The sequence below is a fragment of the Streptococcus sp. GP0011 genome, assembly GCF_030546305.1.
In the GTDB taxonomy this organism is placed as follows: domain Bacteria; phylum Bacillota; class Bacilli; order Lactobacillales; family Streptococcaceae; genus Streptococcus.
The window spans coordinates 208,634-230,452 of record NZ_JAUONR010000002.1 but is presented as its reverse complement, the minus strand read 5'-3'; the positions used below and the strand labels follow the sequence as shown (position 1 = coordinate 230,452).

General features: G+C 41.8%; 25 protein-coding genes, 1 tRNA gene, 1 pseudogene and 1 other annotated feature. Of the genes and pseudogenes, 8 read left to right on the top strand and 19 right to left on the bottom strand.

The features are described 5' to 3' along the window. Position 1: 1 nt before the first annotated feature. From Q4443_RS03470 to Q4443_RS03450, 5 genes are all read right to left on the bottom strand, one after another. Positions 2–1,264, bottom strand: coding sequence for a glutamate-5-semialdehyde dehydrogenase (locus tag Q4443_RS03470; protein ID WP_049478046.1), 1,263 nt, complete (start codon positions 1,262–1,264; stop codon positions 2–4). 9 nt (positions 1,265–1,273) lie between these two features. Then, positions 1,274–2,383 (bottom strand): glutamate 5-kinase, encoded by a 1,110-nt coding sequence (gene proB / locus Q4443_RS03465; RefSeq protein ID WP_049500744.1) that lies wholly within the window; start codon positions 2,381–2,383, stop codon positions 1,274–1,276. A 99-nt stretch (positions 2,384–2,482) separates the two neighbouring features. Then, positions 2,483–3,382, bottom strand: a complete 900-nt coding sequence (locus tag Q4443_RS03460; protein WP_049499968.1) for an RluA family pseudouridine synthase — start codon at positions 3,380–3,382, stop codon at positions 2,483–2,485. Further along, complete coding sequence (gene lspA / locus Q4443_RS03455; RefSeq protein WP_049499966.1) at positions 3,366–3,833, bottom strand: signal peptidase II; 468 nt, start codon at positions 3,831–3,833, stop codon at positions 3,366–3,368. Before lspA ends, Q4443_RS03460 begins: the two co-directional genes overlap by 17 nt. Then, complete coding sequence (locus Q4443_RS03450) at positions 3,830–4,738, bottom strand: LysR family transcriptional regulator (protein ID WP_049479174.1); 909 nt, start codon at positions 4,736–4,738, stop codon at positions 3,830–3,832. Before Q4443_RS03450 ends, lspA begins: the two co-directional genes overlap by 4 nt. On the opposite strand from Q4443_RS03450, the pseudogene Q4443_RS03445 reads away from it, so the two are divergent. Further along, a pseudogene (locus Q4443_RS03445) lies at positions 4,731–4,802 on the top strand (AraC family transcriptional regulator); the annotation flags it as partial. The gene Q4443_RS03450 and the pseudogene Q4443_RS03445 sit on opposite strands and share 8 nt — an antisense overlap. A gap of 165 nt (positions 4,803–4,967) precedes the next feature. Here the strand turns inward: Q4443_RS03445 and rpmA are convergent. From rpmA to Q4443_RS03425, 4 genes are all read right to left on the bottom strand, one after another. Continuing rightward, on the bottom strand, positions 4,968–5,261 hold the full coding sequence (gene rpmA, locus Q4443_RS03440; protein WP_000916509.1) for a 50S ribosomal protein L27: 294 nt from the start codon (positions 5,259–5,261) through the stop codon (positions 4,968–4,970). Between the two features lie 16 nt (positions 5,262–5,277). Beyond that, positions 5,278–5,622, bottom strand: coding sequence for a ribosomal-processing cysteine protease Prp (locus Q4443_RS03435; RefSeq protein ID WP_000613705.1), 345 nt, complete (start codon positions 5,620–5,622; stop codon positions 5,278–5,280). Between the two features lie 15 nt (positions 5,623–5,637). Further along, positions 5,638–5,952, bottom strand: coding sequence for a 50S ribosomal protein L21 (rplU, locus tag Q4443_RS03430; RefSeq protein ID WP_000109141.1), 315 nt, complete (start codon positions 5,950–5,952; stop codon positions 5,638–5,640). Between the two features lie 34 nt (positions 5,953–5,986). Then, positions 5,987–6,074: a sequence feature (ribosomal protein L21 leader region), on the bottom strand. A 64-nt stretch (positions 6,075–6,138) separates the two neighbouring features. Beyond that, on the bottom strand, positions 6,139–6,825 hold the full coding sequence (locus Q4443_RS03425) for a YoaK family protein (RefSeq protein WP_001238359.1): 687 nt from the start codon (positions 6,823–6,825) through the stop codon (positions 6,139–6,141). 156 nt (positions 6,826–6,981) lie between these two features. Here Q4443_RS03425 and Q4443_RS03420 point away from each other — a divergent pair, with 156 nt between their 5' ends. Then, a complete protein-coding gene (locus Q4443_RS03420; RefSeq protein ID WP_049518992.1) occupies positions 6,982–7,959 on the top strand; it encodes a Gfo/Idh/MocA family protein in 978 nt (325 codons plus the stop codon). Further along, positions 7,956–9,038, top strand: coding sequence for a DEAD/DEAH box helicase (locus tag Q4443_RS03415; protein WP_049518991.1), 1,083 nt, complete (start codon positions 7,956–7,958; stop codon positions 9,036–9,038). Before Q4443_RS03420 ends, Q4443_RS03415 begins: the two co-directional genes overlap by 4 nt. A gap of 24 nt (positions 9,039–9,062) precedes the next feature. Here Q4443_RS03415 and Q4443_RS03410 read toward each other — a convergent pair whose 3' ends face one another. Then, entirely contained in the window at positions 9,063–9,440 is a 378-nt protein-coding gene (locus Q4443_RS03410) for a DUF1934 domain-containing protein (RefSeq protein WP_080978800.1), read from the bottom strand. Between the two features lie 71 nt (positions 9,441–9,511). Between Q4443_RS03410 and Q4443_RS03405 the strand changes: the two genes are divergently transcribed. After that, positions 9,512–10,819 carry an HD domain-containing protein gene (locus tag Q4443_RS03405; RefSeq protein ID WP_049518989.1) on the top strand — a complete coding sequence of 436 codons (1,308 nt, stop codon included), beginning with the start codon at positions 9,512–9,514 and terminating at the stop codon, positions 10,817–10,819. Between the two features lie 9 nt (positions 10,820–10,828). Further along, a complete protein-coding gene (gene yidA / locus Q4443_RS03400) occupies positions 10,829–11,635 on the top strand; it encodes a sugar-phosphatase (RefSeq protein ID WP_049518988.1) in 807 nt (268 codons plus the stop codon). Positions 11,636–11,751: 116 nt separating this feature from the next. Here yidA and Q4443_RS03395 read toward each other — a convergent pair whose 3' ends face one another. From Q4443_RS03395 to Q4443_RS03365, 7 genes are all read right to left on the bottom strand, one after another. After that, the gene (locus Q4443_RS03395; RefSeq protein WP_000527095.1) at positions 11,752–12,078 is read right to left on the bottom strand and encodes a hypothetical protein; all 327 of its coding nucleotides are present in this window, start codon (positions 12,076–12,078) and stop codon (positions 11,752–11,754) included. 325 nt (positions 12,079–12,403) lie between these two features. Beyond that, a tRNA-Arg gene (locus Q4443_RS03390) sits at positions 12,404–12,475 on the bottom strand. A gap of 42 nt (positions 12,476–12,517) precedes the next feature. Next, on the bottom strand, positions 12,518–12,865 hold the full coding sequence (gene rplS / locus Q4443_RS03385) for a 50S ribosomal protein L19 (protein ID WP_001068670.1): 348 nt from the start codon (positions 12,863–12,865) through the stop codon (positions 12,518–12,520). A 118-nt stretch (positions 12,866–12,983) separates the two neighbouring features. After that, entirely contained in the window at positions 12,984–13,313 is a 330-nt protein-coding gene (gene crcB, locus Q4443_RS03380; RefSeq protein WP_000237402.1) for a fluoride efflux transporter CrcB, read from the bottom strand. After that, positions 13,307–13,681, bottom strand: a complete 375-nt coding sequence (gene crcB / locus Q4443_RS03375) for a fluoride efflux transporter CrcB (RefSeq protein ID WP_000712105.1) — start codon at positions 13,679–13,681, stop codon at positions 13,307–13,309. Before crcB (Q4443_RS03375) ends, crcB (Q4443_RS03380) begins: the two co-directional genes overlap by 7 nt. Beyond that, entirely contained in the window at positions 13,678–13,944 is a 267-nt protein-coding gene (locus Q4443_RS03370) for a chorismate mutase (protein ID WP_000362349.1), read from the bottom strand. Before Q4443_RS03370 ends, crcB (Q4443_RS03375) begins: the two co-directional genes overlap by 4 nt. 115 nt (positions 13,945–14,059) lie before the next feature. Further along, complete coding sequence (locus Q4443_RS03365) at positions 14,060–14,503, bottom strand: flavodoxin (RefSeq protein ID WP_001162125.1); 444 nt, start codon at positions 14,501–14,503, stop codon at positions 14,060–14,062. Between the two features lie 103 nt (positions 14,504–14,606). Here Q4443_RS03365 and Q4443_RS03360 point away from each other — a divergent pair, with 103 nt between their 5' ends. The 3 genes from Q4443_RS03360 to Q4443_RS03350 all read left to right on the top strand — a co-directional run bounded on the left by Q4443_RS03360 (position 14,607) and on the right by Q4443_RS03350 (position 16,922). Further along, positions 14,607–15,551, top strand: a complete 945-nt coding sequence (locus tag Q4443_RS03360) for a bifunctional oligoribonuclease/PAP phosphatase NrnA (protein ID WP_049518987.1) — start codon at positions 14,607–14,609, stop codon at positions 15,549–15,551. Between the two features lie 107 nt (positions 15,552–15,658). Then, on the top strand, positions 15,659–16,516 hold the full coding sequence (locus tag Q4443_RS03355; protein ID WP_049518986.1) for a lantibiotic ABC transporter permease: 858 nt from the start codon (positions 15,659–15,661) through the stop codon (positions 16,514–16,516). Positions 16,517–16,679: 163 nt separating this feature from the next. Next, positions 16,680–16,922, top strand: coding sequence for a type B 50S ribosomal protein L31 (locus tag Q4443_RS03350; RefSeq protein ID WP_000710762.1), 243 nt, complete (start codon positions 16,680–16,682; stop codon positions 16,920–16,922). Positions 16,923–17,038: 116 nt separating this feature from the next. Here Q4443_RS03350 and Q4443_RS03345 read toward each other — a convergent pair whose 3' ends face one another. Together Q4443_RS03345 and carB are read right to left on the bottom strand one after the other, a co-directional pair. Then, positions 17,039–18,373 carry an Nramp family divalent metal transporter gene (locus Q4443_RS03345; RefSeq protein ID WP_049519002.1) on the bottom strand — a complete coding sequence of 445 codons (1,335 nt, stop codon included), beginning with the start codon at positions 18,371–18,373 and terminating at the stop codon, positions 17,039–17,041. Between the two features lie 219 nt (positions 18,374–18,592). Continuing rightward, the gene (gene carB / locus Q4443_RS03340) at positions 18,593–21,769 is read right to left on the bottom strand and encodes a carbamoyl-phosphate synthase large subunit (RefSeq protein WP_303407931.1); all 3,177 of its coding nucleotides are present in this window, start codon (positions 21,767–21,769) and stop codon (positions 18,593–18,595) included. Positions 21,770–21,819: the final 50 nt, after the last annotated feature.

Here is a 21,819-nt window from a genome sequence, read left to right as displayed (position 1 = left end):
CTTACTCCCTTATCTGTCCGTCCCCAGTAACCACATACTTGTAGCTGGTCAACTCTTTCAAGCCCATAGGCCCACGCGCATGCAGTTTCTGAGTAGAAATTCCCATCTCACATCCAAGACCAAATTGCCCACCATCAGTGAAACGCGTTGAGGCATTGACATAAACCGCTGCTGAGTCCACTTGATCTGTAAAGTAGGCTGCAGCCTCAGCATTTTCCGTCACAATGGCATCCGAATGATGGGTACTGTGAGCTTCAATATGCTCAACTGCTTCTTCTAAACTGCTCACAACCTTAATCGCTAGGATATAATCTAAAAACTCAGTGTCAAAGTCTTGTGCCTCAGCTGCTCGACCTGAAACAAACTGACTTGCTTGGCTATCCAAGCGGAATTGAATTGGTTCCAGTCCAGCTTCCTTACGCTCTGCAACCAGAACTTGTTCCAAGCGAGGAAGGAAACTTGCTGCCTTGTCTTCATGAACTAGCAAGACCTCCATGGCATTGCAGACAGAAGGACGACTGGTTTTAGCATTGTTGATGATAGACAGAGCCTTGTCTTCATCTGCATCCTTATCCACATAGACATGGACAATCCCAGTTCCTGTCTCGATAACAGGCACAATGGCATTTTCAACAACAGCATTGATCAAGCCAGCGCCTCCACGAGGAATAAGAAGGTCTAGATAACCCTTGGCCTTCATCATAGCATAGCTACTTTCACGGCTAGTATCTTCCACCAGTTGAATCACCTCTGGATGGATGATCGTCGTCTCCAAGCCCTTCTTTAAGGCTGTGACAATAGCATGAGCTGTTTGGTAGGCGTCCTTACCACTACGAAGAACGACCGCATTGCCACTTTTGAGAGCCAAAGCAGCCGCATCAGACGTCACATTTGGACGGCTTTCATAGATAATACCAATAACCCCCATAGCCACACGTTTTTTGGTGATTACCAAGCCATTTTCAAGATGACTTGTCTCTAGGACCTCACCAATAGGATCTGGTAAAGCAACCACTTCACGAATCCCTCTTGCCATCGCTTCTATACGTCCCTCATCCAAATAAAGACGGTCTAGCATGACATCTGAGATTTTCCCCTTGGCCGCTGCCATATCGAGAGCATTGGCCTCTAAAATCTCCTCAGTAGCTGCCAATAAATAATCAGCCATGGCTAGCAAGGCTTGGTTTTTCACTGCTTCACTGGCAGTATTGATTGATTTCTTAACAGCCTGTACCTGTTCAAATTGTTCTTGTGTACTTACCATTTTTCACCTCTAAAATTCTGTAAACAGCAGCTGGATTTCAGGAGTGATGGAAATCCAGTCATCACGGTGAATCAAGACTCCCTTAGCTTTTTGAGAACGGAGCATATCTTCTAGGGCTGAGACACCAAATTGGACACGTCCCTTTCCAAGAGATTGACCTGTTTCTTTATCTGCTACTGTGACAATATCATGGTAAGAGAAGTTCCCTTTCACTTCTACCACACCTGATAAAAGGAGACTTTTTCCGTTTTTTGAAAGTGCTTCTGCAGCTCCACCATCTACCCAAATCGTTCCTTGACTTTGAGCATAGAAGGCCAGCCATTGTTTCTGGGTACGAAGTCCCTTCTCTTGTGCAACAAAGAAGGATCCATCCTTGGTCTCCTCCGCTGCCTCAATCAGGGCATCTGATTTCATGGAGGAGCAAATATAGACTGGAACACCTGATTCCGTCGCAATAGTTGCAGCTTTGATTTTTGTCAACATCCCACCTGTACCATTAGACGAACCTGCTCCACCAGCCATATCAATAATCTCACGATTGATAGTCTCAATTTTATCCAAGCGTTTAGCTCTTGGATCTGAGTTGGGATTGCCAGTATAGAGGCCGTCCACATCCGTCAAGAGAACCAAAAGGTCTGCTTGAACCATAGCTGCTACCTGGGCACTCAGAGTGTCATTGTCCCCGACCTTGAGTTCGTCAATAACGACACTGTCATTTTCATTGATGATGGGAATTGCCCCACGATGAAGCAATACAGACAAGGCCTGGTGGGCGTTCTTATAGCGACGTTTATCTACAAAATCATCCTGTGTCAGCAAGATTTGTGCAGAAACGATTTGGCGCATGAGGAGGTTAGTTGTATATTCCTCCAACAAAAGTCCTTGACCAACTGCAGCCGAAGCTTGTTTATCTGCAATCTTGGTTGGACGTTTTTTAAAACCCAAAGCTCCAAATCCAGCGGCAACTGCCCCAGATGACACTAAAATCAACTCATGTCCAGCCTCATGCAGCATAGCCAATTGCTGGGTAATTGCCTTTACTTTACTCCTTGATAAACTCCCGTCTTCATTTGTCAAGGAGGAAGTCCCTACCTTAAAGACGATTCGTTTGTACTTCATATTCTCACTCCGATTCTTCATATTTATCCATTATAACATGAATGCTTTAAAATAGAAAAGACTTGAAATAAAAAGGTTGAGACAGTCATCTCAACTCTTTTATCTATTCTCAGCTTTCCGCAATCTTTCCAGCGTTTCCTTAAAAATCTCTGGAATATCTGCTGTAAATTCCAAGGTTTCACCTGTTCTCGGATGGGTAAAGCCTAGAGTCTTAGCATGGAGAAATTGTCCATGTCCTTTCAAAGTCTTACGAGGACCATAGACTTCATCACCAGCGACTGGATGGCCAATATAAGCCATATGAACACGGATTTGGTGGGTACGTCCTGTTTCCAGTTCCAACTCCACTAAGCTATAATCACCAAAACGTTCCAAGACGTGAAAACGGGTCACTGCAGGCTTCCCTTTAGCAGTTACAGCCTGTTTCTTACGGTCTTTTTCACTCCGACCAATCGGCGCTTCAATGACACCACGATCATTGGGAAGATTGCCATGAACAATCGCCCAGTATTTGCGTAGAGACTTTTTGTCCTTGAGTTCTTGGGCAAGTTCCAAGTGGGCCTCATCATTTTTCGCAATCATGAGCAGACCAGACGTGTCCTTGTCAATACGGTGAACGATTCCTGGGCGGAGAACCCCATTGATACCTGACAAGTCCTTGATATGGTACATGAGGGCATTAACCAAGGTTCCACTGGTATGACCGGCACTCGGATGAACCACCATACCTTGAGGCTTGTTAACGACGGCTACGTCCTCATCTTGGTAGATGATCTCGAGTGGCAGATTCTCAGCCACATACTCTAAAACCTCTGGTTCTGGCACATGGTAGGTGACGATATCCCCCTCTTGGACAGTGTATTTGGCTTTCTTTACTTGCCCATTCACCAAGACTTGTCCAGCCTTGATTTGTTCATTAGCGAGACTGCGCGACAATTCTGTCAGGTCCGACAGGGCCTTGTCTAAACGTTGCCCACCAGTTTCAATTTTTATTTCCATTTACTTCCTCTTTAAGCATTGCAATCAATAAAACAATGACACCAACTGTCAAATAGCTGTCAGCAACATTGAAAATCGCAAAATTGATAAAGTCTAGGTGAAACATATCCACCACAAAACCTTGACTCATTCTGTCGATAAAGTTGCCCAGACCTCCCGCGATGATCAAAATCAGTCCAAAAACTAACCAGAGAGAATCCTCCATGTGTTTATGTAAATACCAAATGGCACCTACCATGACGACCAGTGTAATGACAGCAAATAACCACTGCTGATCTTGTAACATGGAGAAGGCTGCTCCTCTATTTTGCAGATAGGTCAAGCTAACGAGATTGGGTATCCACGAACGAACTTCACCCAGTGGAATCTGCTGGACAACATAGGCTTTAACCCACTGATCCAGCCCAATCAAAAGCAGTACAATGACTGCTACTATTCCTCTTTTTTTCATGATTTCCTCTTCTGATCAAAATATTCTTGCATGACTTCTACGAAAAGAGTACCAGCTTGGCTAAGCTCCACTTCTTCCCGTTTGACATAGACCATGCGGTTATCTAGATTGTCCTTGAGACGAATGACTGTAATCCCATTAACACTGTCACTATCTAAAAATCCAGATCCAGTCGCATAGGCATCTGTCCGCTCCAAAATACCATTCAAAGTGGCACGGTCGGTCACATTGAACATCTGGGAGCTCGCGCTGGTGTCGACAAAGTTCTCTGAATAGTAAAGATACTCATCCTTTTCCTGAGTGAAACGAACCGTTGGCAGATCCGCTAGATCCTCCATGACCAATTCCTCTTTCTGTGCTAAAGGATGTCCTTCACGAAGATAAATGTGAGTCTGGAAAGGAATTAGTTCAATAACTTCTAAACCAAGTTTTTCAACCCGTTGCATGATGCCCTTTTTATTTTGATTGTTGAGGTAGATAATCCCAATCTCACTATGTCCTTGAGCTACTTCGTCTAAAATTTGAACTGTGGTAGACTCAAAAATACGAAAGTTCTTGTAGTCAGGATGGCGTTCTGAAAAGGCCGTAATGGTTGGTGGCAAGAAGTCATAGTGCTGACTGGCAATGGAAAATTCATCCTTTTCTTCCTCAGGATTGGCATACTGATTTTGAAAAACATCAAAGCCTTTGACCAACTCCTGCGCTTTTTCATAAAATTCCATACCACGACGGGTCAAAAACGTTCCCGAACTCGTCCGACGGAAAATCTTAAAACCCAGCTCTTTTTCCAAATCGCGCACAGAAATAGACAGACTTGGCTGACTAACATACATCTTTTCAGCAGCTTCACGGAAAGTACCACTATTGGCAATGGCCACAACATAGCGTAATTGTTGAATGTTCATCTTTTACCCCCAACTTCTCTATCTGTTCATTATACCATATTTTAGAAGTTTTCCACCTAGGAAAAATAATGTCGCTCACAAAATTCATCTACACTAGTAACAAAAAATTGTGGGTATCAAAACAAAAAAATAGGCTCTCCGAAAACTCGGAAAGCCTTATTTTATGCTAGTTCTAGCTTCCTCGCCTTTTCATTTCAAGGCTCGGAATAAAAAGGTTCACTGGACCTTTTTATTTAGCGATTGGGTAAACAGAAACTTGTTTCTTATCGCGACCTTTACGTTCAAAGCGTACTACGCCTTCAACTTTAGCGAACAAAGTATCGTCTCCACCACGTCCAACGTTTACACCTGGGTAGATGTGTGTACCACGTTGACGGTAAAGGATTGATCCACCTGTTACAGTTTGTCCGTCAGCTGCTTTAGCTCCAAGACGTTTCGCTTGTGAATCACGTCCGTTTGATGTAGAACCTCCACCTTTTTTGTGGGCGAAAAGTTGCAAGTTGTTAAGAGTCATTTTTAACATAATGTTTTCCTCCGTGTTAGTTTTCTGTGATAACTCTGGTTTGGACGAACTCAGAAGAGTTCTCCGATAAGTTTGCCATACCTAAGAAAAATGATTCGAAGAATAACTGGGTCATTTCTCTCTGGTGTGAAGGAAGATCCGCTGGTATTTCAACCTTTAGATAGCCACCTTCATCTTCGTTTAATTCTAAGATTGGTTCGTAGCCTGCAAATTTCTCAATGGAATTGACAAAGTTAATGGCAAGCGTAGAAACCGATGCACACACGACATCTAAGCCGTATTCGCCACTTTCGGCGTGTCCAGTAATTTCCGCACTCCTCAGCTCGCCATCTTCGGCTCTCTCAAAGACTGCTTGTATCATGTGTTCTCCTTAAAATTAAGCGTTGATCGCGTTGATGACAACTTTTGTATATGGTTGACGGTGACCTTGTTTACGGTGGCTACCTTTTTTAGGTTTGTACTTGTAAGTAACAACTTTCTTTTGTTTTCCTTGTTTTTCAACAGTTCCAACTACAGTAGCTCCAGCAACAAGTGGAGTTCCGACAACAGTGTTTTCACCACCAACAAGAACAACTTCGTTAAAAGTAACTTCTTGACCAGCTTCAACGTTCAATTTTTCAACGTAAACTGCTTGACCAACTTCAACTTTAACTTGTTTTCCGCCAGTTTTGATAATTGCGTATGTGCTCATTATGCACCTCCTATGATTTTTTGGGTTTCCCCGTATTTTTGTGAAGACTCGCCTAGCATCGTGGGACGAACCACTTTATACTCACTATGTGAGCAACGATGTTCGTGCGGTTGCACAGGACTGTGCATAGTCAACTCTTCAAGTATAGCATATCTTCTTTTTTCTTACAAGCGAAATCAATCAAATTTAAGCTTTTTCTTTCCCTTTTTTCCTCCAAAAAGCAAAAAGCATGCTGAAGTAAAAGATACTCATCATAAAAGGAACACCTAGAATTGTCTTCTCTTGATAGTAAATCGTCAAATAAGCTGAGAAAACAACTCCGAAGACAAAACTACTAAGCAAGCTAACAAAAATCAAGCCCTCTCGTAGAAAAGGCGTATGCTTGGTTCGGAAATAATCCCCAAAAGCCAACATGGTTCGTTTAATATTCCCAGTCATAAAGGCATTATTATAGGCGATACCCGAAACTTCTCCAAAGGCTGTTGTCACCAGTCCCATACAAAACGCTAAGGGTGGAACTAGGTAGATATTGTCTACTGACAAGGGAACAAAACCAATGATTATGGATAAGACCGCGAGTGGTATCAAGGACAAAATCGGCTTTTTAACAATTCGAAGTTTTTCCTTATACAATGTCAGAAAAAAGACACCCATCATAAAGGACAACAAGGTCATCACTTTAGCACTGGCGTCCGAGACATTCTGCTGAATGAGTCCTACAGAGAGAAAAACAACATTCCCAGTTTGTCCAGCCACAAGGGTGTTCCCTCGAACGATAAAGGTATAGGCATCGACATATCCTGCACAAAAAGTCAAAAAAAGCGCTAGCCTCTTAGACTGACGTGATATTTTTCTTATTGGTAATAATCTCATTTTCTCTCCCATTTCAGTTTCATTTACTCATTTCAATATTGTACCATTTTCTCCAAGAAATGCGTAGTCCATTTGAAAATTTTTACCATCTATTGGATAGTCTTTCTTTTCTATGTTATAATGAAGGAAGGATTTGAAGTCGGAAAAGGAGTATTTATGCTTAAATTAGGTGTCATCGGAACAGGCGCTATCAGCCATCATTTCATAGAAGCAGCCCATGCTAGCGGAGAATACCAGCTGGTCGCAGTCTATTCTAGAAAACGAGAAACTGCCGCAACCTTTGCTTCTTGTTATCAAGATATCCAACTCTTTAATCAATTAGAAGACTTCTTTAAGTCTTCCTTTGACGTAGTCTATATCGCTAGTCCAAACTCCTTGCATTTTGCTCAAGCCAAGGCTGCCTTGTCTGCTGGTAAGCACGTCATTCTTGAAAAGCCAGCTGTCACTCAGCCACAAGAATGGCTAGGATTGAGGCAGACAGCTGAGAAAAATCACTGTTTTATCTTTGAAGCGGCACGAAACTACCACGAGGAAGCTTTTACCACTATTAAGAATTTTTTGACAGACAAGCAAATCTTGGGAGCAGATTTCAACTATGCCAAGTATTCTTCCAAGATGCCGGATTTGTTGGCTGGGCATACGCCAAATGTCTTTTCAGATCGTTTTGCTGGTGGAGCACTTATGGATTTGGGGATTTATCCTCTCTATGCTGCCGTTCGCCTCTTTAGAAAAGCTCAGAACGCAACCTATCAGGCTCAACAGCTCGACAATAGCATTGACCTAAATGGGGACGGTATCCTCTTCTACCCTGACTTTCAAGTTCATATCAAAGCTGGAAAAAACATCACTTCCAATCTCCCTTGTGAGATTTATACAGCAGATGGAACCTTGACCCTCAACACGATTGAGCATGTCTGCTCAGCTATTTTTACCGACCACCGAGGAAATCAAGTCCAACTCCCTATCCAACAGGCTCCTCATACGATGACTGAGGAAGCCGCCGCATTTGCACACATGATCCAGCAACCAGATCAGACACTTTACCAGAACTGGCTGGATGATGCAGGTTCTGTTCATGACCTATTATATACCATGCGCCAGACTGCTGGCATTAGATTTGAGGCAGAAAAATGAAAACCAAACTACCGACTGAATGGCAGGAATTGAGCGACCAACTCGGTTTCCAAGAATTTACCCCCATTCAAACTCAACTATTTGAGCCTATTCTTGCTGGAGAAAACCTCCTAGGAGTGAGCCCAACAGGAACTGGTAAGACCCTAGCTTACCTCCTGCCAAGTCTTCTCAGACTACAAAAGAAAAAAGCCCAGCAACTCTTGATTCTAGCACCAAATACAGAACTTGCTGGACAGATTTTTGATGTATGTAAAACGTGGTCAGAGGCTATCGGCTTGACTGCTCAGCTCTTCTTATCAGGTTCCAGTCAGAAACGTCAGATTGAACGTCTCAAAAAAGGACCAGAAATTCTGATTGGAACTCCTGGCCGTATCTTTGAGTTGATTAAATTGAAAAAAATCAAGATGATGAATGTGGAAACCATCATTCTGGATGAATTTGACCAATTGCTTGATGATTCTCAGATTCACTTTGTCGAGAAAATTACCCACTACGCACCTCGTGACCACCAACTCATCTACATGAGTGCGACGACCAAGTTTGACCAAGAAAAAATTGCTCCAAACACACGCACCATTGATCTTTCTGACCAAAAGTTGGACAACATCCAACATTTCTACATGCAGGTGGACCAACGCCATCGTGTGGATATGCTACGAAAGCTGGCTCATGTTGAGGATTTCCGTGGTCTGGTCTTCTTTAACAGCTTGTCAGATCTAGGAAGTGCAGAAGAAAAGCTACAGTATCGTGATATCTTGGCTGTTTCTCTTGCTAGTGATGTCAATGTCAAGTTTAGAAAAGTTATCTTGGAAAAGTTTAAAGACAAGCAACTAACCCTGCTCCTTGCAACAGACCTTCTGGCTCGTGGAATTGATATCGATAGTCTAGAATGTGTCGTAAACTTTGACGTCCCTAGAGATATGGAAACCTATACCCACCGTGCAGGACGTACAGGTCGCATGGGCAAAGAGGGCTATGTGATCACTCTCGTAACCCATCCTGAAGAGCTTAAAAAAATCAAGAAGTTTGCTACAGTTCGAGAAATTATCCTAAAAAACCAAGAACTCTATATCAAATAAGGTTGGCTCACACCAACCTTTTTCTTATCCCCAAGTAATTTCCAATTGATAGCTGGCAAAAGGGTGTCCCTCTTGATTTTGTAGTTGATAGGCTAGCTCAATCTTTTGCCCATCCAGTTTGTAGTGATTCGTTTGAATGATAAACTCCTGCATCCCCATTGGAGTAGGAATATAGGCCAAACTATCACTATCCTTTAGAAAACGCATGATGGTCTTGGGAGTAGAAAAACGGCTCATCACCAGTTCTTCTTGATGAAACTTGAGCACCACTTTTTCCTTTTCCTCATTATAAAAGAGTAAATAGCTATAATCCCCTTTTTCACGCACTTCCACATCATAGAGTTGGTCGATGACTTCCAACTGTTCATCAAGCTGAATCCTATTTCGCATCCGAATCTTCACATCAAATCCTCTTTCTTGTCTCTTGTCCTACTATTTTACCAAAAAGAGCAGGATTTTGCTATAATGGTCATATGAACGAAAAAGTATTCCGTGACCCAGTTCACAACTATATCCATGTCAATAATCAGGTCATCTATGACTTGATCAATACAAAAGAATTTCAACGTCTTCGCCGTATCAAACAGCTAGGGACTTCCAGTTATACCTTCCACGGCGGGGAGCACAGTCGCTTTTCCCACTGTTTGGGGGTCTATGAGATTGCTCGTCGTATCACGGAGATTTTTGAAGAAAAATATCCTGAAGAATGGGACCCTGCTGAGTCTCTCTTGACCATGACCGCTGCACTTTTACACGACCTTGGTCATGGTGCCTACTCCCATACTTTTGAAAATCTCTTTGATACAGATCATGAGGCCATTACTCAGGAAATCATCCAAAGTCCTGAGACAGAGATTCACCAAGTCCTGCTACAAGTAGCACCAGATTTCCCAGAAAAGGTAGCCAGTGTCATCGACCATACCTATCCTAACAAGCAGGTCGTACAGCTCATCTCCAGTCAGATTGATGCGGACCGTATGGACTATCTCTTGCGCGACTCCTATTTTACAGGAGCATCTTATGGAGAATTTGACCTGACTCGCATCCTCCGAGTCATTCGTCCAGTCGAAAATGGGATCGCTTTTCAGCGCAACGGCATGCATGCCATCGAAGACTATGTTCTCAGTCGCTACCAGATGTATATGCAGGTTTATTTCCACCCAGCAACACGCGCCATGGAAGTTCTCCTACAGAATCTTCTCAAACGCGCTAAGGAACTCTATCCTGAAGACAAAGACTTCTTTGCACGCACTTCTCCTCATTTGCTACCTTTTTTTGAAAAGAAAGTTACTCTATCTGACTATCTGGCTCTAGATGATGGCGTGATGAATACCTACTTCCAGCTCTGGATGACCAGTCCTGACAAGATACTCGCAGACTTGTCGCAGCGCTTTGTCAACCGCAAGGTCTTTAAATCCATTACTTTTTCACAAGAAGACCAAGACCAACTCGCAACCATGAGACAATTAGTTGAAGAAATCGGTTTTGATCCAGACTACTATACAGCCATTCATAAGAACTTTGACCTCCCTTATGATATTTATCGTCCCGAATCTGAAAATCCACGGACACAGATTGAGATTCTACAGAAAAATGGTGAACTGGCAGAACTCTCTAGCTTGTCTCCTATCGTCCAATCCCTTGCTGGCAGTCGCCACGGAGACAATCGTTTCTATTTTCCAAAAGAAATGTTGGACCAAAACAGTATCTTCGCAAGCATTACCCAGCAATTTTTACACTTGATTGAGAACGACCATTTTACCCCAAATAAAAACGAATAGAGGAAATTTATGAGTATTAAACTAATCGCCGTCGATATCGATGGTACCCTGGTTAACAGTAAAAAAGAAATCACTCCGGAAGTCTTTTCTGCCATCCAAGATGCCAAAGAAGCTGGCGTCAAAGTCGTGATTGCAACGGGTCGTCCTATCGCAGGCGTTGCCAAACTTCTGGACGACTTGCAATTGAGAGACGAGGGTGACTATGTCGTAACCTTCAATGGTGCCCTTGTTCAAGAAACTGCTACTGGCCATGAGATTATCAGCGAATCTTTAGCCTATGAGGACTATCTCGATATGGAATTTCTCAGTCGCAAACTCGGTGTCCATATGCACGCTATTACCAAGGACGGTATCTATACTGCCAATCGCAATATCGGAAAATACACAGTGCACGAATCAACCCTCGTCAGCATGCCTATTTTCTACCGTACTCCTGAAGAAATGGCTGACAAGGAAATCGTCAAGTGTATGTTTATCGATGAACCAGAAATTCTCGATGCTGCGATTGAAAAGATACCAGCAGAATTTTACGAACGCTACTCTATTAACAAATCAGCTCCTTTCTACCTTGAACTCCTTAAAAAGAATGTAGACAAGGGTTCAGCCATCACTCACCTAGCTGAAAAACTCGGATTGACCAAAGATGAAACCATGGCGATCGGTGACGAAGAAAATGACCGCGCCATGCTGGAAGTCGTGGGTAACCCCGTTGTTATGGAAAATGGAAATCCAGAACTCAAAAAAATCGCCAAATACATCACCAAAACAAACGACGAATCCGGCGTTGCCCATGCTATCCGTACATGGGCATTGTAAAAGGAAAGAATAGACGAAAACCGCTCAGCAGAGCGGTTTTTAGTCTATTTCATCTTAGAATTAGCAATAATTTCAAAAAATCTTATCTCTTCAACTGGTAAGATATCACATTTAATTTATTTAATAACTATTTCAATATTATCATCTGAGTTAATTTTTAAAATTCTATCAACATACGTCATTCGATAATAAGACGAACCATACGAACCATATAGACCTAAATCACTATATCTTGTGTACCCTGCCTCTTCCCAGAGAATATCCACTCGCATGTAAATATTACAGTCAAAAACTGCCACATCAATTCTGTCGTTAACTATCAATTTCCCATTTTTTATAACCGAAACATTTTTTGGTAAAGTTAAAATTCCATTATCTTTTAGATAATCCAAAACAGCACTCATGCTTTCTCGCTCTTCACCAACAGAAAGTTTATTCCCCATCTTAAATATTCTCCTTTTTTTAAAATTTCACAGTTTCATCATCGACCCTTACAGCTATCGTTGACATAATATTTTTTCATTTTATATTGTACCACTTTCAGACCTAAAATACAACTATCCAATAATTAAATACAAAACAAAATAGACCAGCTTCATGATCCACTTTATTCTATATTCATTATTAAAAACTTATTTTTGGTCAAATTTTGGTCATCGTTTGGTCAAAAAATAAAAATTACTAAATTATTCTTAAAAAATAAATTGTGATGATTGCTGTTAAATAAACACTTTGAATATTCTTTATTTTTCTTTGTTTTACTAAGAATGCCCCCTGCAGGAATCGAACCTGCAACTACTCCTTAGGAGGGAGTTGTTATATCCATTGAACTAAGGGAGCTAGAGAAAAACCCTGCTGGGTGAGCAGAGTTTTTTAGTCGAATTAACGACGGATTTCTTTGATACGAGCTGCCTTACCTTGAAGTGCACGCAAGTAGTACAATTTCGCACGACGTACTTTACCGTAACGAACAACTTCGATCTTTTCAACACGTGGAGTGTGGATTGGGAAGATACGCTCAACACCTACACCGTTAGAGATTTTACGAACTGTGTAGTTTTCTGAGATGCCAGCACCTTTACGTGCGATAACAACACCTTCAAAGATCTGAACACGTTCACGGTTACCTTCGACAACTTTCGCGTGTACACGAACAGTGTCACCAGGACGGAATGATGGGATATCTGTACGAAGTTGACCTTCAGTCAAGCTTTGGATTAATGGATTCATTTTATTCTCCTATCTTTGTCAATCTTAAGGAACCTTCCTCAGCGGATAAACTGTATTTTTGTGCGTCCATTACACACAAGATACAGTTTACCAAATTTCCACCTAAAAGTAAAGAAATTTATAGCAGAATTCCTAAAAAAATCGCTAGAAAACCGCCTAGGTAAGTTATGAGAAAATAGCTATAAAATACCTTCTTGTCACTTAACAGTTTTTGCAGCTCGTCATTCAGAGTTGAAAAGGTCGTCAACCCACCACAGAAACCTGTCGCGAGGATAGCATAGACTTCCTTGGAATCCACATGATTGTAGAGCAAGCCAATCAAAAAACAACCGAGAAGATTGGCTATGAGAGTTCCTAGGGGCAATTTCGAGGATTGATTATATCGGGAAAAGAAATACCGCACTAGGGCTCCGAAGCCACAGGCGATTGCAAGATAAACGATTACCATTTCTTCCTCCCTAGAACATAAGCCAAGAGTAGACCTCCACCAATGCTCAAAAATAAGTAGATGCCTAAACTAAGATAACGCCCGGTATCGAGCAATTTCACGGCATCAAGTATTAGACTAGAAAAGGTTGTTAGCCCACCACAAAATCCTGTACCCAGTGCCAAAACCAAGCCTTTACTAGTTCCCTTATAGACCAGATAGCCTTTCACCAGATAGATCAGGAAGATAATGCCCAGATAGTTGACAAGGAGGGTGCCCCAAGGAAATTCAGGACTTGCTGGCAACTGACTAGATACAAAATAGCGGACAAGGCCACCTGACATAGCAGCTAAAAAAATCCCTAGCGGATAGAATTGTTCTTTTTTCATTTGATGTTTTGATCCTGATAATCACGCGAACGTTTGAGAATATCTGAAAAAGTCGCAACAATGGTTTCTTGGTAACTCTTATTGATTACACGACTCCTTACCTTTTCAAAAATGACTGCTTCTCGCTTACTATCTAAAATAGGTTTTCCTGAGGCCTTCTTATAGGCAACAACACCCTCAACCAAGTGCATTCGTTCTTCCAAGAGCTTAACAATTTGGTCGTCGATTTGATCAATTTCTTGACGAATACTAGCTAAATCCATAGTGTCTCCTCCTTTATTTGAATTATTGTATCAAAAAGCCACCAAATAGGCTAGTAAAATCTAGTTTAACTACTAAAAACTGCACCGACTCCTTCCAGTCAGCGCAGCTTGTTTCTTATCCTACTTTTGCAGCCAATTCTTCTGCGAATTGTTCCAAGCGTTCAATATCTTCTTCTTCGGCAGAAAGGTCTACTTTAACGCACTCTGAACCTTTTTCAGCTCCTGTCGCTACAAAAACACGATCAAAGTCATCGACAGCCTTACAGAATTCGTCGTAGAAGGTGTCACCTGAACCAACAACTCCGTAGATTTTACCATTCAAGTTGAGATCAGCTAGGTCTTCGTAGAAGTCCATCATCTCATCTGGCAATTCTCCATCTCCGTAAGTGTAAGTCGCAACGATTGCGATATCCGCTTCCAAGAAGTCTGAAGCGTCAACAGTCGTACATTCATCCACATCGACATCCAAGCCCAAGTCACGCAATTTATCTGCTACAATATCTGCAATTTCTTCGGTATTACCGGTCATACTGGCAAATACAATTTTTGCTAATGCCATATCGTCCTCCTCAATTTATCTTTTTCCATTATATCATATCTTTTTCATTTTAAAAATAAAAATTCTTGTGCTACAATGAAATGAGAAAGAATTGAGGTTACTTATGGAAATTTGCCAGCAAATTTTAGAGAAAATCAAAGAATACGATACCATTATCATTCATCGTCATATGAAACCAGACCCTGATGCCTTGGGAAGTCAGGTAGGCTTGAAAGCCTTGCTCAACCAACATTTTCCTGAAAAGACCATCAAAGCTGTCGGCTATAATGAACCGACTTTGACTTGGATGGCAGAAATGGATACTGTCCAAGACAGTGACTACCAAGGAGCTCTTGTCATTGTCTGCGATACAGCCAATACTGCTCGTATCGATGATAAACGCTATGAACAAGCTGATTTCACCATCAAAATTGATCACCATCCAAATGATGACATCTATGGTGACCTATCTTGGGTGGATACAAGTTCAAGCAGCGCCAGTGAAATGATTGCATTATTTGCTCAAGAAAATCAGCTAACTTTGTCTAGTGAAGCCGCACGACTTCTCTATGCAGGAGTTGTTGGAGACACAGGACGTTTTCTCTACCCTTCAACTAGTGCCCGTACCTTTAGAATAGCTGGCCAGCTCCGAGAAATTGATTTTGACTTTGCTGGATTGTCTCGTCAAATGGATACCATGAGCTTCAAGATTGCAAAATTGCAAGGGTATGTCTATGATCACTTAGAAGTTGATGAGAATGGGGCTGCACGCGTTCTGCTTACTCAAGACATCTTGGAAAAATATAAGGTTACGGATGCTGAAACAGCAGCGATTGTTGGGGCACCTGGTCGAATTGATACCGTTAAGGCTTGGACTATCTTTGTTGAACAAGCTGATGGTCACTTCCGTGTGCGAATGCGTAGTAAAATCACTCCTATCAATGAGATAGCCAAACGACACGACGGGGGAGGGCATCCATTAGCCAGTGGCGCCAATTCCTATAGTCTAGAAGAAAACGAACAAATATACCAAGAACTGAAAGAGACTCTACAGATTCACCAAGGCTAAGAAAGAATTTTCTTGGCCTTTTATATGCTATATTCTTAAAATATACGGTTTCTTTGTACCTTAGTTTATGGTATAATAAATCAAACTGAATAAAAGGAGACATAATAATGGAAAAAAATCGTTTGTATATTCTCATTTCTGCTGGAGTAGCAATCCTTGGTTCACTTTTGCCATGGGCTAGTTTAAATGCAGGTTCTTTTGGATCCTATAGCGTGAATGGTTACCAAGGTGATGGATGGTTTGTCATTATCGCGGCTATTGTGTCTATTGTTCTTGCGTGCTTGAATAATATGAATAAAGCAATGCCTAAAGGGTTCTCAATTGGTGTCATTGTTGCGGGTGCAATTGCAACTCTCGTCACACTAAATAGTCTCTTTAATGTAAATAAGTACATGTCTAACTTTGGTGGATATGGCATTTCAATCGGCTTTGGTTTGATTTTGGCTATTCTTGCTAGCATTGCACTTGTTGTAACTGGTCTCTTGGCAATGTCAGGTGGTAAAATTACAAAAGAATCATTTACTGAATTAGCTGAGTCTGGTAAAGATTTTGCTCAAACTGTCGGACGTGTAACAAGCTCTACCGTTAAAACTGCAGTCGAAGAAATCAAAAAAGAATCTCAAGAACGTAAAAAAGAAGAAACTAATGCTGAAAAAACAGAGACAGCTAAAGAGGAAACCGAGCAAACAGAAGAAGCTAAGGAACCAGCTAATGTGAAAGCCGAATCAGCAGCAGAAAACGCAGAACCAGTAAAAGAAGAAACTACAGAATCTGAAATAAAAACAGAAGCTGAGCCAGTAGCCGAACCAACAGAAACAGAGGCTGAAGCTGAAACAGAAACAACTGAAACAGAACCTACTGAAACTGAAAAAGAAGCAAAATTAGCAGAAGAAAACACAGAACCAGTTAAAGAAACAGAAGTAAAAAATCAACAAGAAGAAAAAGCTCCAAATCAAGAGAACTAATCATTCTTCTACCCTCACTCCAGTAAACACTGGAGTGATTTTTTATCAAGATTTTTAATAAAATCAGGGAAAAGACTTGCCAAACTTATCAGAATCTGATAGACTAGTATGGTAACAATCTATGGCTCGCAAAGAGACCATGGCAGAAAGGAAATATTGCAAAATGAAAAAAGATATCCATCCAGAATATCGCCCAGTTGTCTTCATGGACACAACTACTGGTTACAAATTCCTTAGCGGTTCAACAAAACGCTCTAACGAAACTGTTGAGTTCGAAGGCGAAACTTACCCATTGATCCGTGTGGAAATTTCATCAGACTCACACCCATTCTACACTGGACGTCAAAAGTTCACTCAAGCAGATGGACGCGTGGATCGTTTCAACAAAAAATACGGTCTCAAATAATGATAAAAAAGAACAGTTGCCACTGTTCTTTTTTTGTACTTCTTTTTATGAACCAACCACTACCACTTTCTATTTGTCAACCTTCACGCTGACGCTATGATTGATTTCAAACGAGGTTAAAAAATATCGAAAAGAAGCTTGATATTGAGAATGGTCAAGATGATTGAAACTGCGTAACCTAGGATAGTGTTCCACTTAGCATTGGTAAATTCTCCCATCAGTGACTTCTTAGAGGTCAGATAGATTAAGGGGAAGATTGAAAACGGAAGAGCGATTGACAGAAAGACTTGTGAATAGACCAATAACTGATCCAAAGTTTTTTCTTGATGCCCAAACAAGACAGCAACAATAATCACAGGAAGCAAGGCAAAAATACGGGTACCGATACGGATCATCCACTGAGGCAATTTCAGATGCAAGAAGCCTTCCATGACAATCTGTCCTGTCAAGGTACCTGTAATGGTCGAATTTTGTCCACTTGCTAAGAGGGCTAGGGCAAATAAAGTTGACAGAGTTGAACTAGCTATCGCTCCTGCTATTGTCGAATCCTGTAAAGCATTGTACATTTGAGAAAAAGCTGAAATTTCAGATGCATGACCAAAAAAGAGAGATGCCCCTAAAATGAGAAGCAAGGAATTGACAATAAAGGCTAGGGACAACTGAAGATTTGAATCCCAGGTCATAAAACGCACGGCTTTTCGAACATCCTTCTTATCTTTGTGATTGATTTTCCTTGTTTGGGATAGGGATGAATGAAGATAGAGATTATGGGGCATGACTGTCGCTCCCACAATTCCTAGAGCCAAGGTCAATTGGCTTTCATGACCTGGTAACGGTGTTTCAAATAAAGTTGAAGTCGGTAAATAACCACCAAAGATACCCTGAATACTTGGATTGGATAAGGCTACCAGATAGGTAAAGATGGCTAATATGGTTAAAATAAGGGTCGTAACAATGGCTTCAATTTTTTTGAAGCCAAATTTCATCAACAACAACAAAAGAAATACATCTAAAACGGTTAAGAGGATAGCGACCATAATCGGTATTTTAAATAAAAGATTTAAGGCAATCGCTGAGCCTAAAACCTCGGCTAAGTCGGTCGCCATTAAAGCTAATTCTAAAATCACCCATAAACTATAGCGAAGCCATTTGGGAGCATGATGTGCAGTTGCCTGTGCTAGGTCCATCCTAGTCACGATACCGAGCTTTCCAGCCATCTGTTGTAACTGCATAGCAATGATGGATGAAATCAAAATAACAAATAAGAGACTATATTTGTAGGAAGCACCACCAACCACACTGGTAATCCAGTTTCCAGGATCCATATAACCAACTGCTACAAGGGCTCCAGGTCCTAAGAATGCTTTTAGATTTTGCCAAAAATGATTGTTATTGGGAGTTTCAATAGATTGGTTGATCTCAGAAAGAGAGACTTTTTTGTAAGAAGACATCGGAATTTTACACTTTCTAATCTTGTCTTTACCTATTTTATTAATGGATTTTTTTGAAAATATCATGAAAATAGTTTCCTATTTCCAATTCTTCCTTAATTATATCACATTTTGGAATGATTCTTAAGGAAAGAATGATGGTTGAAATAGGCAATTTCTGTATTGCAAAAGCCAGCGTTTTCTGACGCTGGCTTTAAAACTGTGAAAATTCTTTCTCAACTAGATCGCTTCTGTGACAAAACTACGGCTTTCTAGCACCTTGAGCATGGCATTAGCTGTATCTAGAGCTGTAAAGAGTGGCACACCGTGTTCAATGGCTGAACGACGGATTTGCTCACCATCTTCGTCAGCAGTTCGTTTGGTTCCGACAGTATTGATGATCGCTTGGATTTTCCCTTTGCGGACAAAGCTTGGGATATCCTGTTCATCGTCACCAATCTTACCAACAGGTTGGGCTTGAAGTCCATGACTGGCAAAGAAGGCTGCTGTCCCTTCTGTCGCAAGGATACCATAACCGATATTTTGGAAACGATGAGCCAAGTCCAAGGCTTCATCTTTGGCATCATCAGCAATGGTAAATACAACGTTACCAAAAGTTGGCAAGTGCAGGTAAGAAGCTTCAAAAGCTTTATAGAGAGCTTTTTCCAAAGTCGTATCAGAACCCATAACTTCCCCTGTTGACTTCATTTCAGGCCCGAGTAAGCTATCTACCTTAGCTAGTTTCGTAAAGGAGAAGACTGGTGCCTTGATATGAACGCGAGTGCTTTCTGGATAAAGTCCATCTTGGTAGCCAAGTTCTTCAAGACTTTGCCCAAGAATGAGCTTAGTCGCTACCTGAGCCATAGGAATATTAGTTACCTTAGAAAGGAATGGCACCGTACGGCTGGCACGTGGATTGACCTCAATAACGTAGACTTTTTCATCCTTGATGACAAACTGGATATTCATCATTCCGAGACAGTTAAGACCGATTGCTAGGCGTTTAGTATAGTCTGCGATGGTTTCCTGTACCTTTTGAGACAAGGTTTGTGGTGGGTAAACGGCCATTGAGTCACCTGAGTGGACACCAGCACGTTCGATATGCTCCATGATACCAGGGATGAGAACATTTTCTCCATCTGAAATGGCATCAACTTCACACTCTTGCCCAACGATGTAAGAATCGACAAGGACTGGATGGTCTGGACTGGCCTTAACGGCGGTACGCATGTAAGAACGGAGATCTTCTTCGTTTTCAACGATTTCCATGGCGCGTCCACCCAAGACATAAGAAGGACGAACTAAGACTGGGAAACCAATCTTGCGAGCTGCAAGCACAGCTTCTTCTTCATTAGTCGCTGTTTGGCCTGGTGGTTGTGGAATATCCAAGTCTTTAAGGGCTTGCTCGAAGAGGTCACGGTCTTCGGCACGGTCTAGGTCGGCAACTTGTGTACCAAGGATGGTCACACCTGCTTTTGCCAAGGGCTCTGCAAGGTTGATAGCTGTTTGACCACCAAACTGAACGATAACGCCTTTTGGTTGCTCCAAGTCGATAACATTCATGACATCTTCGAATGTCAATGGTTCAAAGTAGAGCTTATCAGACACAGAGAAGTCCGTAGAAACGGTCTCTGGGTTTGAGTTCATGATAATAGCTTCATAACCAGCAGCCTGAATAGCCTTAACAGAGTGAACAGTTGCGTAGTCAAACTCAACCCCTTGACCGATACGGATTGGACCTGAACCTAGGACAAGTACAGATTCCTTATCAGACTTGATAGACTCATTTTCCCAACCATAGGTTGAATAGAAGTATGGTGTTTCAGAGTCAAACTCCGCCGCACAGGTATCGACCATCTTGTAAACTGGGACAATCTTGTTTTCCAAGCGAAGTTGACGAACTTGGTCAGCTGTTGTTTTCCAGAGTTCAGCAATCTTACGGTCTGAGAAGCCATTTAGTTTAGCTGTTTTCAAAACGTCTAGATCTTGTGGATGGGCGCCCAATTCTTGCTCAATTTCAAAGATATGCAAGAGTTTATCAAGATAGAAGAGATCAATCTTAGTCAATTCAGCAATTTCTTCTGGTGTGTAACCACGGCGAATAGCCTCTGATACGTAGAAGAGACGGTCATCTTGAGCCTTGACAACCTTTTCAATCAAGGCATCATCTGAAACCGCTGCAAGTTCAGGCATTTCATTGTGGTGAACGCCAATTTCAAGTGAACGACATGCCTTGAGAAGTGACTCCTCGATGTTCCGACCGATGGCCATAACTTCTCCAGTTGCCTTCATCTGGGTACCAAGACGACGTTCCCCTTTTTCAAACTTGTCGAATGGGAAACGAGGAATCTTAGCAACCACATAGTCAAGGGCTGGCTCAAACATGGCGTAGGTTGATCCTGTAACTGGGTTGATGACCTCATCCAAGGTCAAACCGACGGCAATCTTAGCTGCCAATTTAGCAATTGGGTAACCAGTTGCCTTAGAAGCAAGGGCAGAAGAACGCGATACACGAGGGTTTACTTCGATAACATAGTACTTGAAGCTATGTGGATCAAGTGCCAGCTGAACGTTACACCCACCTTCAATCTTAAGAGCGCGGATAATGCTCAAGCTCGCGTCACGAAGCATTTGGTTTTCATAGTCTGACATGGTTTGCGCAGGAGCAAATACGATAGAATCCCCTGTGTGAATCCCCACTGGGTCAAAGTTTTCCATGTTACAAACAACGAGGGCATTGTCAGCTGAATCGCGCATGACTTCGTACTCGATTTCCTTAAAACCAGCAATGGAACGCTCAATCAAACATTGGGTAACAGGTGACAACTTCAAACCATTTTCAGCGATTTCACGCAATTCTTCCTCGTTAGCACACATACCACCACCAGTACCACCTAGGGTAAAGGCTGGACGAACGATGACTGGGTAACCAATTGTTGCTGCAAAAGCAACTGCTTCTTCGACTGTGTTGACAATTTCAGATTCTGGAATGGGTTGTTCCAATTCTTCCATCAATTGTTTAAAGAGATCACGGTCCTCGGCTTGGTCAATGGCAGATAATTTAGTACCCAGAAGTTCAACACCAAGCTCATCTAGGATACCATTTTTAGATAATTCCATGGCCATGTTGAGACCAGTTTGTCCACCAAGGGTTGGTAGTAAGGCATCTGGACGTTCCTTACGGAGAATACGTGTCACAAACTCAAGTGTAATCGGTTCGATGTAGACCTTATCCGCAATCTCCTTATCCGTCATGATGGTGGCAGGGTTTGAGTTCACCAAGACAACCTCATAACCTTCCTCTTTCAAAGACAAGCAGGCCTGGGTCCCCGCATAGTCAAACTCAGCAGCCTGACCAATAATAATCGGACCAGAACCAATCACCATAATTTTTTGAATATCAGTACGTTTAGGCATTTATAAGATATTAAGGGCGTCAAGCGGACAAAGCTAAAATAGGAGTTATG